The organism is Paenibacillus sp. p3-SID867 (assembly GCF_025142895.1).
Classification (GTDB): Bacteria; Bacillota; Bacilli; order Paenibacillales; family Paenibacillaceae; genus Paenibacillus_AQ.
This window is the reverse complement of the sequence record NZ_JAMBDM010000008.1, coordinates 119157-133201: the sequence shown is the minus strand read 5'-3', so window position 1 is coordinate 133201 and position 14045 is coordinate 119157. Positions and strand designations below refer to the sequence as shown.

Here is a 14045-nt window from a genome sequence, read left to right as displayed (position 1 = left end):
ATTCTTCTGCTTTAACGGACCTGCGCCTCCCATGCATAGCGAGTCAGCTTTTCTGCAAGTTCTCTTTGCAGATCATCGTCAAGAACATTCTCCCGGATCGCCGTCACGCCTGTACGTTCCACCCACCTCCACAGCGGTTCCTCATACATACTGTTCTGACGGTACCACTGCAAGCAAGCAGCTGCGAGCTGAACGACATCTTCTTCACTCTCCGCAACACCGATCAACTGCCCTTCACGGACAGGATGCGCCGCATGTCCGCCGAGATAAACCTCCCAGCCCGCAGGAGAAGCGGAAATTCCGATCCCCTGAACCAGGATGCTGACGGATGACGCTGTGCAATCAGACACCCCTGCACTAACCGGGGAAGGAAGGGACACCTCTCGCCAGCCGGTGCGAAGCCATTCTCCAATTCTACGAATGCTTGCCGCCTCTGGCTTAGATCCTTCCGTGTCTCCCACCCATACCTTGACCCCCTGAAAGGACGCTGATCCCTTATAAAAAACGTCGTCGTCACTTGCTTTAATGGACTGCCTCCGCTCATCAAGGTGAACTGCACCCGTCATTTCAATGTGAAAATAAAATCGTAAGGCTGGACGGCACACCTCACAACCGTCCAGTTTCTTCCAACCTTGTCGTAACATGAAATCCTGAACGGAATGACAGCCTTGATCCACGGCATGAACCACCGCTTGCTTCAATGAAGATGGACCAAGCACCGTGCATTCACATACAGGAACCTCGATTGGCGTTCTGGCTTCCGTAAGCAAACCCTCTTTCCTCTTGCCGCTTCGCATATATTTGACAAGAGCGTCCACCATAGGCCGGCAGCCGCCGCAGGAACCGGATGCCCTAGTATGCTCCTTCACTTCATCCGAGCTTTCCAGATGATGTTCGGTAATGGCCGCCATGATCGCCACTTTGCTGACGCCGTTGCAAGCGCAAACCGTTTCATGTTCCGGGAGCGCCTCTGCAGCGGATTCAGCTGCGCTGAGGCCGCTGCTTTCAGAAGGTATAAGCTCTGACACAGCCGCACCCTGCTGCACCAATGCCAGGAGCGAGGACCCCTCATTCGTATTTCCGAACAGAACCGCACCCGTAACCCTGCCTTTGCGCATGGTCACTTTTTTGTATGTGCCGCATACGGCATCGTAATGCTGAATGGCCGTTTCAGCACCTTCCCCTGATATCACACCGGCGGAGAATACATCCACGCCCGATACTTTTAGCTTGGAGTAGGGAATCGACCCGCCATAAGGCTCCGCCTCCCGGCCGCAGATGACACGGGCCAGCACCTTCCCCTGCTCATACAGAGGAGCGACCAGACCATAACTAACGCCTCGGTGTTCCGCGCACTCTCCCACGGCATAAATGTTCGGCTCGCTCGTTCTCATGAAGTCATCCACCAGAATTGCCCGCTGCGTTCGAATGCCGCTTCTTTGGGCAAGCTGCACATTAGGCTTGATCCCAACAGCGAGAACGACTACATCCGCATCTAGACGCGTCCCGTCCATAAACCGAAGACCTTGCGCCCTCGTGCGGCCAACAATTCGCGTGGTGTCCTTCGCCAAGTTAAATTGCATCCCTTGAGCTTCAAGTTCCCGCTGCAGCATCATCGAAGCCGTTCGATCCAGCTGCCGGTTCATGATATAAGGAGCATTATGAACCACTTGGGTATCCATCCCGAGATGGAGAAGCCCGCGGGCAGCCTCCAATCCCAGTAAGCCTCCGCCAATGACTGCCGCCTTCGTGTACATCTTGGACATTTCGGTCATTTTCGTACAGTCATCCACGGTCCGAAACGAAATGACTCCTTCCTTATCCGCTCCGGTTATAGGAGGAATGTAGGGAGATGAGCCTGTTGCCAGAATTAACGCATCATACGTTTCCCGTATACCGGAGACTGTCTCGACAGCGCGGGATTTGATATCGATATGACAAACGGTCTCCCCTGCCAACAGCCGAATGCCATGCAGCTCATACCAGGACCAATCGTTCAGAATGATATCCTGGAGAGAATGTTCACCTTGAAGCACTTTGGATAGGAGGATCCGATTGTAGTTGGGGCGAGGTTCGGCACCGAATATCGTAATATCGAAGAGCTCTGGGTCCAGCTTGAGGATTTCCTCAACACATCGTATTCCCGCCATCCCATTGCCAACGACAAGTAGCTTCTTTCTCCTCATGAAACACCTCCACTCCCGCCATGTCATCTTCATGTAAGAAAATAGAAAACGCCCTTTCCCATAATGAGGGAAAGGGCGTCATTGCCTCGAATTCGGCACACCATTGTGCCGATTTTCAATAAAAATCATACATTCAGATTAGTTGATGCACAAAAAAATGTCAATATACATAACACCAAATTCATTTCACTGCTGAATAAATAAATATTCAGCAAAATTATGTAAAGTATATTGACATTCATTTGACCGCTTCTCTATAATGTGAATCATCATAATCAAATGTTATTTTACGGACGGGGACACAATGATGTGTCTTTAGTCTTTGGGCAATGAGGCCGCAAATCGTCTTGGTAAAGGACGATTGCGGCCTTTTTATGCCTGCAGCTGGGAGTCGACACGAATAGAGAAAGTACACATTTTGGATAAGGAGCGATAACTATGGAGAGGAAAGGATTTTGGCAAAGCGGGCATAAGCCCTCGCTGTTCGGTGCTTTTCTGTATTTTGACATCAGCTTTATGATATGGGGCATGCTTGGCCCCCTTGCGGTGGTCATTGCCGCGGATTATCCGATGGACCCGGTACAGAAGGCAAATCTGGTGGCGCTTCCCGTTCTGGGCGGCTCCATCCTCCGACTCGTATTAGGATTCCTGGCGGATCGCTTGGGTCCCAAACTAACAGCTCAGATTGGAATGATCGTTACGCTGATCCCTTTATTATTAGGATGGTTGTGGGTAGATTCCCTGGATCAATTGTATGTCGTCGCTATTCTGCTAGGGGTGGCTGGAGCTTCGTTCGCTGCAGCTCTGCCACTGGCGGGACAGTGGTATCCCAAGGAACATCAAGGTTTGGCGATGGGAATTGCCGGTGCCGGTAACAGCGGCACGGTCCTCGCAACCCTCTTCGCCAATCGGCTTGCCCAACATTTCGGAAGCTGGGAAATTGTATTCGGACTCGCCATAATCCCCATCGTGCTGGTCTTCATTTACTTCTCGCTGTTTGCACGCAACAGTCCGAATCGTCCCGCTCCCAAAAGATGGTCCGAATATGGAAATGTCCTTAAGCAGCGTGATGCCTGGGTATTCTGTGCCCTGTACTGCGTGACGTTCGGCGGCTTTGTGGGACTCGCTAACTATTTGACGATCTTCTTCAACACCCAGTATGGTCTCTCCGCGGTCCAGGCCGCGGACATTACCACGATCTGTGTCATAGCAGGGAGCTTCTTCCGCCCTGTAGGCGGGTTTCTAGCCGATCGAATCGGAGGCTCGCGGATGCTCATGTTTCTCTATACCGGTGCGTCCGTCATGCTCATCGGCGTCTCCTTCTTGCCTCCCCTTTGGCTTGTTGTCACGCTGCTGTTTATTGGCATGATGTGCCTGGGTGCGGGAAACGGTTCGGTATTTCAGCTCGTCCCTCAGCGGTTTGGCGGCGAGATCGGCCTGGTTACCGGTATTGTCGGAGCTGCCGGAGGGCTTGGAGGCTATGCTCTGCCGCTTATTCTCGGCCGATTATACCAGGCGACAGGCTCATACACAGCGGGCTTCATTATTTTAAGTTTCATAGCTGCCGCTTCGCTGACCCTTACAGTCGTGATGCAGCTGAAATGGCGGAGAAGCTGGCTTCGCAGTGTGTCATCAGGTCCGCAGGCGGGTTCGGCCAAGCTATAAATGAAAGTCGCTCAGGTTATAACCTCGTCAAACGAATACAAATGTTAAGAACATGTTGATGAAGAGACCAATACCCGGTATTAAACCGGGTATTGGTTATGCTTTGTACCTGTGTTTTTTCAATCCCCTTCTATCCAATCCACTTCAGTTCCTTACTCGTTCGTTCCCAGTTAAAGGCTTACCCGTTCTTTCTCGTCTCTCGTCAATAGGCAGCGTTGTTCCTGAAAAGATTAGCTTCAACATGAGAAACACGCCGTATCCAAGCACACCGCCGGCTGTATTCAGAATTAAATCATCCACATCAAAACTTCCCATTGAAAAAACGAGCTGGGAGCATTCCAGCGCGAGACTCAACCCCAGGGATGTCGTAAAAGAGCCAATGAATCCGAGGAACTTGCTCCTAAGCATAAGACCGACGAATATGCCGTTAGGCATGAATATGGCGATATTCCCGAAGAGATTGATCACGTCATGTGGACTCGAAAGATGCCTCATATTCATTCGAATGGATTCAAAAGGCGTGAAATTGGCAAATTGCAATCGATTCTGTGCATATTCAGGGATCTCGGTGGCTCGATGCAGCTGCTGCCACAGAACCGATATATCTACGGAACCGAACTTGAATAGAATCACCTTGAGTAAGACGTAGAGATACAATGAATACGGCAATAATAGTAACCATTTATTCGATATTTTCATTCCGCATCATCCTTGCTTAGCAGTACCGTCACTATGATTCCGTCGATATTGTTTCCAGATATCTCATACTCGCTTCCTGCCGGTATCTCAATCTCCATGTCTTTGGATGTCACGGGTACATACTTAATTTCGTATTCCTTCCCCTCTACGGTTGTTCTGTAGCTGGATTGATCCTTTAGGTAATCCAGATATTCCTCCAAGGTAAGATTCAGTTCCTTCATGATCATGCTGTGCGGCTGCCCGACATAACGAAAATGCCACGGTTCATACTGAATACCTGTAATCTCTGTCTTGTCCTGAGGATAGCGCAAAATGAATCCGTGCGCCCATGCATGCTCCTTCAGCCATTTCCCTTCGGGCGATCGATCAATCGACTGCTGAGTCGATCCGATATCCATCGAGAGCCCGAGATTATGCTCGCTGTAGCCTGGAGGCAAGGCGTAATCGGAACCTTTTTCACGATAAAGTTGTTCTTGCTCGTCTTCATCCCGATACCCGCTGCTGATCATGAAGCGATTGACTCCATCTTCTCCGGCGGCTTCAATCATATTACGGAAATTCTCCGCCACACTGCGCGATAACCGGATCGTGTTATCCAGAACCACATAACCATGCATTAAGTCTTGGTTTTCAAACAATGTTACGATATCCTTCGGCACCGCTTCCGGATCAAGCGGTTGCTCCTTATTAACCAGAACCAAATTTCCACGTGTCACTTGTTCATCCGTTACACGGATCGTCTGCGTAGCGGATGTCTGATTCGATTGCGTGCCGGAATCCGTCTTCACTTCCTGTCCATCTCTACTGTCCACCCTATCCTTCACGTTAGGCGTCTCCGTCAGAATGGACTCGCATCCGACCAACAGAAATATAACGAGCATGATCAAACCCTTTTTCAACTTCAACAACTCCCTCTAGCTTGGTCTATCCAGATTAATGAATAGAGTTTAAGGAAAAGTAGGAAAAAGTTAAAGTTTTTCTTAAGAGAGATGATTCTCGCCTATTCCTTTTCCCTTTGACAAGATTGAAGCCAATGGCTTAACTTGGTATTTAGACTAAAAAGAATAAAGAAGGTGCCATTATTCTTGCTCAAATTATTTCGTTATTTACGTCCCCACTGGGCTGCGGCCCTGCTTGCGCCGCTGCTTATGCTGCTGGAGGTCGCCATGGATTTGCTCCAGCCCATTCTCATGGCCAGCATTATTGATCAAGGCGTCATGCAGAACGATACTGCGCACATTCTCCATACAGGTCTCATCATGCTGGGTGCGGCTGCCGTCGGGCTGCTTGGAGGTCTCGGTTGTACGATCTATTCTTCCATTGCCTCGCAGCGTTTCGGTGCCGACCTGCGCCGGGATTTGTTCCTTAAGGTTCAAACCCTCTCCTTCCGTAATCTGGACGATATCTCAACGGGTTCGCTGATCACACGGCTTACGAGCGACATCGTACAGATTCAGACCATGGTCCAGATGCTGCTGCGCATCTTCGTACGCTCTCCGTTGCTCGCGATTGGAAGCATGATCATGGCAGTGATCATTAGCCCGAAGCTCGCCATCATTCTGGCCATTGCCGTTCCGTTGTTGTTCGTTGTGATGTTCTTTCTGATCCGGGCCACCCTACCCTTATTCGCCACCGCTCAGAAGAAACTCGATAAAGTGAATACGGTCCTGAAGGAGAATTTTGCCGGCATCCGGGTATCCAAAGCATTCGTGCGAGCCGGATATGAGAAGGATCGATTCCATCAAGCGAATACCGACTTCACGCAAGTTTCGGTTAAAACACAACGGATTGTTGCGCTCAATATGCCCATCTTGACCATGATACTGAACGTCAGCATCGTCGTTGTCCTCTGGCTCGGCGGGAAGAACGCGATTGATGGCTCGTTCGAGGTGGGAAGCCTGGTTGCCTTCATCAACTATGTAACACAGGTGCTGTTCTCCGTTTCCTCCGTTGCGATGATGCTGGTTCGAATCTCTACGGCCAAGGTTTCCGCTGATCGTATCCAGGAAGTCATGCATACGGAATCCGAGATTGCAAACGCTGCTCATCCGGCGATAAATGCATACAAGCAGGGAGAAATCGAATTTGACCAGGTGACTTTTTCCTATAAACCGGGGATTCAGAAGCCTGTTTTACATCATGTCAGTTTCAAGGTTCGACCGGGGCAGACCGTCGCGATTATGGGAGCAACCGGTTCGGGAAAAACCTCTCTAGTATCCCTGCTCCCCCGCCTGTATGATGTAACTTCCGGACGGATCTTCATCGATGGAAGCGATGTGCGACAATTCGACTTATCGGCGTTACGCGAACGCATCGGCATCGTCCTGCAGGAATCCATCCTCTTCACAGGCACCATTCGGGACAATATCCGCTACGGGAAAGCGGATGCTTCCGATGAAGAAGTGATTGCAGCGGCCAAGGCTGCGCAGGCGCATGAATTCATTTCGTCCATGCCGGAAGGATACGATACGATGCTTGGACAAAGAGGCGTAAACCTCTCCGGCGGTCAGAAGCAGCGGATATCCATTGCACGGGCATTACTGCTTCGCCCCGCCATTCTGATTCTAGATGACAGCACCAGTGCCATCGATATGGGAACGGAGTCCAGGCTTCAGAAAGAGCTGGCCCGGCTGATGAACGGTCGTACCTGCCTCATGATTGCCCAGCGGATCTCTTCCGTAATCGATGCCGATCGCATTCTGGTGCTGGACGATGGAAAATTAGTAGCGGAAGGTACGCATAGCGAGCTGCTTGCTTCCTGTGAGCTGTACCAGGATATTTATCAATCGCAATTCGGCAAGGAGGTGTCTTCCCATGGCTAAACCCGATCAGGGAACCAAGCAAGGTAATACAGAAGCTCCGGATCTGAGTTTGCGCGGCGGCAGCCCCATGCGCGGAATGACGATGGCCAAGGCGAAGCCCAAAAATACGATGGGAACGATACGCCGGATCTGGGGTTACATTCGACCATTTAAGGGCGGCATGATCGCTGTTTTCTCATTCACGCTCATCACGACGATTCTGTCCCTGATTGCTCCTTACCTGCTGGGAAATGCGGTGGATCATTATATCATTCCGGGAGATTTTAAGGGACTCATGGGGCTGTGCGTGGTGCTTCTAGCGGTTTACGCGGGTACCGCACTCACAGCGTGGCTGCAGCAGCATGTCATGGTTAAGGTCTCGCAGCTGTCTATCCAGGCCATGCGGAGTGATATTTTTGCAAGACTTCAAGTCCTTCCGCTGCGGTTCTTCGACAGACAGACGCACGGCGAATTAATGAGCCGCACGACCAACGATATCGAGAACGTCTCCGGGACGTTGAATCAGAGCGTAACCCAGCTCATTTCAAGCGTACTGTCCCTGGTTGGATCGCTTGCCATCATGCTGTACCTGAACGTATGGCTGACGCTGCTCAGCATGGTGACCATTCCGCTTGTCATGCTGTTCACGAAGATCGTAGCAAGCCGGACAAGGAAGCATTTCTCCAAGCAGCAGAGCACGCTGGGTGAGCTTAATGGCTTTATCGAGGAAACCGTCTCGGGTCAGAAGGTCGTTCAGGTATATCGCCGGGAGCGTCATGCCGCTGCGCAGTTCGATGTCATGAACAAGAAGCTGACCGATGCCAGCATTCAAGCTCAGATTTATTCGGGGACCGTCGGTCCGGTTATGAACGTGCTGAATAACGTCAGCTTTGCTTTAATTGCGGCGGTCGGCGGGTATATGGCATTCAAGGATTTTACTACCGTGGGGGTTGTCGTTGCATTTCTGAACTACTCGAAGCAGTTTCAACGGCCGCTGAACGACCTGGCGAATCAATTTAATCTCGTGCAATCTGCTGTGGCGGGTGCTGAACGGGTCTTTGAGGTGATTGATACCGAGTCCGAGTACCAGGACAATCCAGACGAGAATACAACAGATGACATGTATGGCGAGGTGCAATTTGACCGGGTCTCCTTCAGTTATAAGGAGGGCGTCCCGATTCTGAAGGATGTTTCCCTTACCGCCCGGCCGGGCGAGACGATTGCGCTCGTCGGCCCGACAGGTGCCGGCAAAACCACCATCATCAATCTGCTGACCCGTTTCTATGAGATCGATTCTGGCAAGATCACCATTGATGGAGTCGACATCCGACAGCTTGATAAGGATCACCTGCGGAGCAAGCTGGGAATCGTGCTGCAGGATGCCTATGTATTCTCAGCATCGATTCGGGAGAACATCCGCTACGGCCGGCTTGATGCCTCGGACGAAGAGATCGAAACTGCCGCCAAGCTTGCCAATGCACATGACTTTATCATGAAGCTGCCCGAAGGCTATGATACGCTGCTTCTCTCGGGTGGAGGCAACCTGAGCCAAGGCCAGCGGCAGCTCTTGACGATCGCTCGCGCGGTGCTTGCCGATCCGGTCATTTTGATTCTGGACGAAGCTACCAGCAGCATTGATACGCGGACAGAGATGCATATTCAGACCGCCATGCGCACCCTGATGAAGGGCAGAACCAGCTTCGTCATCGCTCATCGTCTAAGCACAATCCGGGAGGCTGACCAGATTCTCGTCATGAATCAAGGGGGTATCGCGGAGCGCGGCACACACGAAAAGCTGCTGTCCAAACGCGGCTTTTATTACGAGTTATATAACAGCCAGTTTATGTTAAGCGGTTGAAGATGGGTTAGGTAATTTTCTTACAAGCCGCTGACAACAATTAAGAGAGCCGGTTCCATGGAACGGCTCTCTTGTTTGTCTGCTATAAGGATAAGTGTCTTTAGTAATGGGTGTTGCGTGTTGGGTGTTGCGTATCCACTACCTTCTCCTTATTACTGCAGAGCAGAATCTGTATCTGCTTAAGACTATCGGGAATGACACAACCGGACCTGAGCGCCTTTAATTCGATCAAACCAGCTCGATTCGCAAATCGAGCGGAGACTAGGGCCTTCATTTCCATCAAACACCAACTCAATCTACAAATCGAGCGGGCACCAGATCCGTTATTTCCATCAAAACAGCTCAATTCGCGAATCGAACGGGGCACCCGGGCCTTCATTTCCATCGAACCAGTTCAATCTACAAATCGAGCGGACACCAGATCCGTTATTTCCATCAAAACAGCTCAATTCGCGAATCGAACGGACACCAGATCCGTTATTTTATTAGCATAGGGCGAAAATCACACTTTTACGGGGAATAACGTACCTCATGTCCGCTAAACTAATAATTTCGTCTTTTTTAACTAAATAACGGATGCTCAGTCCGTTAACAAAACAAATACAATGCGAAGCAATACAAATGCCATTCAATCGTACTTGCGATGCCATACAAATGCCATTCAAACGCACTTGCGATGCAATACAAATGCCATTCAGATGTACTTTCGATGCATTACAAATGTCATTCAATCGTACTTGCGATGCCATGCAAATGCCATTCAAACTTACTTCCGATGCAACACAAATCCCCATCAAACGCACTTCCAATGCCACGCAAAGGCACTACAAGGCCACCAACTCGTACGATCCCATCATTCCAACTCAACTTGACTGGCATTACTCACGATCCGTTTTACAGCCCCGATCATCCATTCCATCTCCACATATTGATTGTTCGGCGCATTGTATTCGACGCCCCAGTAGCCCTGGTAACCGCCTGCGAGCAGGCTTCGTACCTTCTCCTCCGCACCGGGATGGACCGCTGTTTTCGCGTCAAAATGAGTATGTACCGTCCACGGGGCAACCATCGCATCCCCTTCAGCCTCATCGGCCTTCCATCTGCCAAGATGAAGCAGAAAACCAAAAGCCGGATGATGGACTTCCTCTGCAAGCCGTTTCATTTCACGCGGAAGCAGCGACGCGCCCATATGATTTTCCGGACCAATGGTATAACCGCCATCCGCTGCGCGATCCGCATATTCCCGATAACGTTTAACGGTATACTCGAACTGTTCATCAGTCATCGGCTCCGATCGCTTATAACTGCCGCCTGTGTCGATCCGCACGGTTTCTGCGCCCAGAATTTCAGCGGCATCCAGATGAACCAGCGCATTCTCATACAGCCTCTGCCGAAGATCCGGGTCAGGATCCCATAGATGCGCTCCGTCCACAGCAAAGTTGACCACCCTCATCTCTTTCTCATCCAGTGCCTCTCTGATTTTCCGGATGTAGCTCTTATCAGCAAGCTTATATACGCTGTCGCTCCGATCGATGAAAAAACCGTTCCACAAATCAACCGCATCCATTCGGTACCGGTACTTCACCGTCTCCAAATACCCGAACACATCCATTTTCCCTTCCAGAAACGTATTATAAAATGAATAACCGCCAATCGAAATGTTCAACTGAATACCTCCTCAGAGAATGGATGAAGGAACTTGCTTCCATTTATCGCACTTCCAAAAGACCTACGCATCACATCTTACTCGATGGTGTATCTAAGATGATGATATTCCCCGCCGGAGGAAAGCCTCTCTTCCTATACAGCTGCTCCGCCTGATTTCCCTTCGTTACAAAGAGACGCAGCACAGGATAAATAGGCTCCAGAACTGTTAACGCCCTATCCAACATCGCGGTTGCCAACCCCATTCCTCGATGTTGGGGTAATACGGCGATACTATAGACGAGTGGCAAGCCCTCCCATAAAGAGATCATACATACACCGACGATTTCTCCCGTTATTCGGTCATGTACAACGGAAGATGCAGCCAACAACTTGGGGTCCACGACGTCAAAATATCGTTCCGCATCCTCAGCATAAACATGGGCTTCCCGCTCATCCGGTCCATTAGCATAGGCTTCCTTAAACACCTCTACAATCTTAGACATATCATCTATTGTCGGTATTCTATGCATATAATTGAGATCCATCGATGTTTCCAGCTGCTCGGTAGGCCGCATCATGCATTGCCTGGATTCAACCCGAACGAAACCAGTTTCACGAAAAGCGATCTCCTGCTCAGCTAGAACGTTATATGCATGCAGATCCTCTGTCAAATTCCAAGATTTTAAGGCATAGCTTGTTACGTCATCAATCATCTTGGTGGTAATGGAATATGGGGGGATGCCAAATACAAGTCCGATGGAATGGTCAGACAAATAAACCCCAGCCGCTTTATCTTCGCCTGCGACAACCCAGTAACCGTCGTCCGAAGCCGATAGAACCTTGGTTAAATCACCCCAGCTCGGTCTAAACCAATATTCTTATAATAGGTAGCGAAATATTTCGAGAACATTTTGCGATCCGCCTTTACTAATCTGTATTCCATGACTCCCCCTCCTTATCCCTTTTTGAATTAGGCTCATTATATCAGGCTAACCCCCAGATACCCCGCTGTTCCCCACATAATCAACGCTGATATTCGGTTCAACGTGGACAACCATTTCCCAGATGGATCCATCCTTCCCGCTGCCCTGCCCGCTATTCCAAGGCCCAAGAACCACAGGCATGAAACTGCGATGCATACGACGGCAAAGGTCACTTTGTCCATCCCTGTATATTGAAGAGAGCTTGTGCCAATGACCCCCATCGTGTCCAGGACGGCATGCGGATTTAACAAAGATACGGACATGGCAAAAACAATTTGCCTCTTCGGTGTAAACGAACGAGCCTCTTCCAACGCTTGACCCGAAGGTTTGCTCTTCCAGGTCACCATTCCCATATAGACCAGGAAACAGATCCCCAGTGAAAACAGCACCGTTCGGATCCACTCATATTCTAGTACAACAACGGATACCCCCAGAACCGCTAGTGAAATCAGCAGCGTATCACAGAGCGATGCCGTAATTATGGCGGGCAGTGCCTTGACGAAGCGGGATTGTACCGCTCCCTGATTAAATACAAACACGTTCTGGACGCCCAAAGGAAGAATAAGGCCTAAAGCCAGGATGAAGCCATGAAGTAAGACACTGATCATATAAAACCAAACCTCCAGTGAATATTTTCACCATTGTAAAGGAGGATGTCGGCTGCGTCTCCAACCAATTGGTTGGCGCTTGAACCAACCAATGAGGTATACTGAGGCATATTCCTACATGAAGGCGGGTTTACTTATACTTATGGCTGAAGAATGGAAATTAAATAAGTACTCCGATGTGCCGCTCCATCAGCAAATTTATGATGATATCAAGAGCAGAATCATGAACGGGGAATGGCCGGTCGGAACCCGAATTCCCACGCAGCGAGAGCTGGCTTCCAAATATCAAGTTAACCGCAGCACCATTGTGTATGCGCTCGGGGAGCTCGCTGCAGACGGACTAATTGAATCCCGCGTGGGACAAGGCACGGTGATTATCAACAATACTTGGAGTTTACTCGCTGCCACGCCTCCGCCTGATTGGAATCAATATGTAAAATCCGGCTCCTATCAGCCCAACATCCAGATGATCCAGCAAATCAATCGTGCGGAAACCGATTCGAACATGATCCGCCTCGGAACAGGCGAGCTCTCGCCCGATCTCCTCCCGACCGACCAAATGCGGGAGACGTTGAACGGCAGGATGTCCAGCCGTTTCACCTTGGGCTACTCGGAACCGAAAGGGAGCCTATATTTAAGAGAAATCATCAGTGAGCATCTGAAAAAGAAAGGGATTATAGCCTCCCCTGCTTCCATACTCATCGTTTCCGGCGGGCTGCAAGGCTTACAGCTGATCTCGCTGGGACTGCTGCATCACGGCTCCTCCATGTTGGTGGAGAATCCCTCTTACCTGAACTCGATCCATGTGTTTCAATCCGCCGGCATGCATTTGCACGGCATCCCTATGGATGAGAACGGGATCCGAACGGAAGCCATCGGGAGACTCAAACGCCAACACAGGGCTTCCCTGCTTTATACCATTCCTGCCTTCCATAACCCTACCGGCACCCTGATGTCTTCTGACAGGCGGGCAGAGCTGCTTCGGATATGCGCTCAGGAAAGGCTGCCCTTAATCGAGGATGACGTGTATGGGGATTTATGGTTCGATACCCCCTCGCGACCTCCGCTGAAGGCTTCAGATAAACAAGGTCTGGTGCTCTATATGGGCAGCATGTCCAAGACCCTGGGTCCCGGGCTGCGCATCGGGTGGATCGTCGGGCCTGAGCCGGTCATCGACCGGCTGTCCGACATCAAAATGCAAACCGATTACGGCTCCAGCTCACTATCCCAGCATGCCGTCGCGGAATGGCTCTCCAGCGGGTTATATGAGAATCATCTCAACCATATCCGGTCAGAGCTTAGGAAACGCCGAGATTTTACCCTATCGTTACTGGAGCAACATTTCCACGATATTGCACACTGGAATATCCCTCAAGGCGGATTCTATATTTGGCTTCGTTTCAAGAACCCCCTCTCCATTCGCCCTTTATTTGAGCAGGCGCTGAAGGAGAACATTCTGCTTAATCCCGGAAATATGTATGATCGTAACGACCACCAGCATCTGCGCCTATCCTATGCTTACGCCTCGTACGATCAGTTGGAGAGCGGACTTATCCGGCTTGCGGAGCTTATCCGCCTCCATGCGTTGTCATGAAAAA

Annotated in this window: 10 protein-coding genes; 4 read left to right on the top strand and 6 right to left on the bottom strand. The window is 50.4% G+C overall.

What is annotated here, in order from left to right:
- Positions 1-11: 11 nt before the first annotated feature.
- Positions 12-2186 carry a nitrite reductase large subunit NirB gene (gene nirB, locus M4D81_RS17515; RefSeq protein WP_071224312.1) on the bottom strand — a complete coding sequence of 725 codons (2175 nt, stop codon included), beginning with the start codon at positions 2184-2186 and terminating at the stop codon, positions 12-14.
- A gap of 438 nt (positions 2187-2624) precedes the next feature.
- Here nirB and M4D81_RS17510 point away from each other — a divergent pair, with 438 nt between their 5' ends.
- Positions 2625-3851 (top strand): nitrate/nitrite transporter, encoded by a 1227-nt coding sequence (locus M4D81_RS17510; RefSeq protein ID WP_071224313.1) that lies wholly within the window; start codon positions 2625-2627, stop codon positions 3849-3851.
- Between the two features lie 144 nt (positions 3852-3995).
- Here M4D81_RS17510 and M4D81_RS17505 read toward each other — a convergent pair whose 3' ends face one another.
- Positions 3996-4550: a VanZ family protein gene (locus M4D81_RS17505; protein ID WP_260067489.1), complete on the bottom strand. Its 555-nt coding sequence runs from the start codon at positions 4548-4550 to the stop codon at positions 3996-3998.
- Entirely contained in the window at positions 4547-5449 is a 903-nt protein-coding gene (locus M4D81_RS17500; protein ID WP_260067488.1) for a M15 family metallopeptidase, read from the bottom strand. Before M4D81_RS17500 ends, M4D81_RS17505 begins: the two co-directional genes overlap by 4 nt.
- Before the next feature lie 186 nt (positions 5450-5635).
- Here M4D81_RS17500 and M4D81_RS17495 point away from each other — a divergent pair, with 186 nt between their 5' ends.
- Positions 5636-7372 (top strand): ABC transporter ATP-binding protein, encoded by a 1737-nt coding sequence (locus M4D81_RS17495; protein WP_260067487.1) that lies wholly within the window; start codon positions 5636-5638, stop codon positions 7370-7372.
- Positions 7365-9209 carry an ABC transporter ATP-binding protein gene (locus M4D81_RS17490; protein ID WP_260067486.1) on the top strand — a complete coding sequence of 615 codons (1845 nt, stop codon included), beginning with the start codon at positions 7365-7367 and terminating at the stop codon, positions 9207-9209. The genes M4D81_RS17495 and M4D81_RS17490 overlap by 8 nt, the downstream gene beginning before the upstream one ends.
- Positions 9210-10062: 853 nt before the next feature.
- On the opposite strand, the gene M4D81_RS17485 is transcribed toward M4D81_RS17490, so the two are convergent.
- From M4D81_RS17485 to M4D81_RS17475, 3 genes are all read right to left on the bottom strand, one after another.
- Complete coding sequence (locus tag M4D81_RS17485) at positions 10063-10875, bottom strand: sugar phosphate isomerase/epimerase family protein (RefSeq protein WP_260067485.1); 813 nt, start codon at positions 10873-10875, stop codon at positions 10063-10065.
- A 70-nt stretch (positions 10876-10945) separates the two neighbouring features.
- Positions 10946-11629: a GNAT family N-acetyltransferase gene (locus M4D81_RS17480; RefSeq protein WP_260067484.1), complete on the bottom strand. Its 684-nt coding sequence runs from the start codon at positions 11627-11629 to the stop codon at positions 10946-10948.
- 206 nt (positions 11630-11835) lie between these two features.
- Positions 11836-12447 (bottom strand): LysE/ArgO family amino acid transporter, encoded by a 612-nt coding sequence (locus M4D81_RS17475; RefSeq protein WP_260067483.1) that lies wholly within the window; start codon positions 12445-12447, stop codon positions 11836-11838.
- A 142-nt stretch (positions 12448-12589) separates the two neighbouring features.
- Between M4D81_RS17475 and pdxR the strand changes: the two genes are divergently transcribed.
- Positions 12590-14041 carry a MocR-like pyridoxine biosynthesis transcription factor PdxR gene (pdxR, locus tag M4D81_RS17470; RefSeq protein ID WP_260067482.1) on the top strand — a complete coding sequence of 484 codons (1452 nt, stop codon included), beginning with the start codon at positions 12590-12592 and terminating at the stop codon, positions 14039-14041.
- Positions 14042-14045 lie beyond the last annotated feature (4 nt).

What these genes read in the sequence shown, in the direction of transcription:
- nirB (WP_071224312.1), bottom strand. Translation starts at nt 2,186, where the DNA reads ATGAGGAGAAAGAAGCTACTTGTCGTTGGCAATGGGATGGCGGGAATA.
- M4D81_RS17510 (WP_071224313.1), top strand. Translation starts at nt 2,625, where the DNA reads ATGGAGAGGAAAGGATTTTGGCAAAGCGGGCATAAGCCCTCGCTGTTC.
- M4D81_RS17505 (WP_260067489.1), bottom strand. Translation starts at nt 4,550, where the DNA reads ATGAAAATATCGAATAAATGGTTACTATTATTGCCGTATTCATTGTAT.
- M4D81_RS17490 (WP_260067486.1), top strand. Translation starts at nt 7,365, where the DNA reads ATGGCTAAACCCGATCAGGGAACCAAGCAAGGTAATACAGAAGCTCCG.
- M4D81_RS17475 (WP_260067483.1), bottom strand. Translation starts at nt 12,447, where the DNA reads ATGATCAGTGTCTTACTTCATGGCTTCATCCTGGCTTTAGGCCTTATT.
- pdxR (WP_260067482.1), top strand. Translation starts at nt 12,590, where the DNA reads ATGGCTGAAGAATGGAAATTAAATAAGTACTCCGATGTGCCGCTCCAT.